Raw genomic sequence first — 736 nt, forward strand, 5'->3', positions numbered from 1 at the left:
TCGATTCCGGGACGAGGCACCATATTCTGAGACGTCAGGCTAAACACGTAACAATCTGTTCCCCTTTAGTTCAGTCGGTAGAACGGCGGACTGTTAATCCGTATGTCGCTGGTTCAAGTCCAGCAAGGGGAGCCACTTTTGCCTCGTTAGCTCAGTTGGTAGAGCAGCGGATTGAAAATCCGCGTGTCCCTGGTTCGATTCCGGGACGAGGCACCATATTTTTGGTGTTGAAAAGCATCAAAGCCTCGTTAGCTCGGTTGGTAGAGCAGCGGATTGACTCTTTTAGAATCAGCGCGCGTCCCTACCTCGATTCCGGGACGAGGCACCATATTNAAGCATCAAAGCCTCGTTAGCTCGGTTGGTAGAGCAGCGGATTGACTCTTTTAGAATCAGCGCGCGTCCCTACCTCGATTCCGGGACGAGGCACCATATTTTTGGTGTTGAAAAGCATCAAAGCCTCGTTAGCTCGGTTGGTAGAGCAGCGGATTGACTCTTTTAGAATCAGCGCGCGTCCCTACCTCGATTCCGGGACGAGGCACCATATTCTGAGACGTCAGGCTAAACACGTAACAATCTGTTCCCCTTTAGTTCAGTCGGTAGAACGGCGGACTGTTAATCCGTATGTCGCTGGTTCAAGTCCAGCAAGGGGAGCCACTTTTGCCTCGTTAGCTCAGTTGGTAGAGCAGCGGATTGAAAATCCGCGTGTCCCTGGTTCGATTCCGGGACGAGGCACCAT

7 tRNA genes are annotated in these 736 nt (G+C 52.1%); all 7 read left to right on the forward strand.

The features are described 5' to 3' along the window. Positions 1 to 59 precede the first annotated feature (59 nt). The 7 genes from AC2D8U_RS20995 (at position 60) to AC2D8U_RS21025 (ending at position 735) form a co-directional block, all read left to right on the forward strand. Positions 60 to 135, forward strand: a tRNA-Asn gene (locus tag AC2D8U_RS20995). 5 nt (positions 136 to 140) lie between these two features. Further along, positions 141 to 216, forward strand: a tRNA-Phe gene (locus tag AC2D8U_RS21000). A gap of 26 nt (positions 217 to 242) precedes the next feature. After that, positions 243 to 328 (forward strand) — tRNA-OTHER (locus AC2D8U_RS21005). A gap of 15 nt (positions 329 to 343) precedes the next feature. After that, positions 344 to 429, forward strand: a tRNA-OTHER gene (locus AC2D8U_RS21010). 26 nt (positions 430 to 455) lie between these two features. After that, a tRNA-OTHER gene (locus tag AC2D8U_RS21015) sits at positions 456 to 541 on the forward strand. Between the two features lie 37 nt (positions 542 to 578). Beyond that, positions 579 to 654: transfer RNA gene (locus AC2D8U_RS21020), tRNA-Asn, on the forward strand. A 5-nt stretch (positions 655 to 659) separates the two neighbouring features. Then, a tRNA-Phe gene (locus AC2D8U_RS21025) sits at positions 660 to 735 on the forward strand. The last annotated feature ends 1 nt before the right edge of the window (position 736 follow it).

The sequence above is a fragment of the Ferrimonas sp. YIN67 genome, assembly GCF_057219095.1.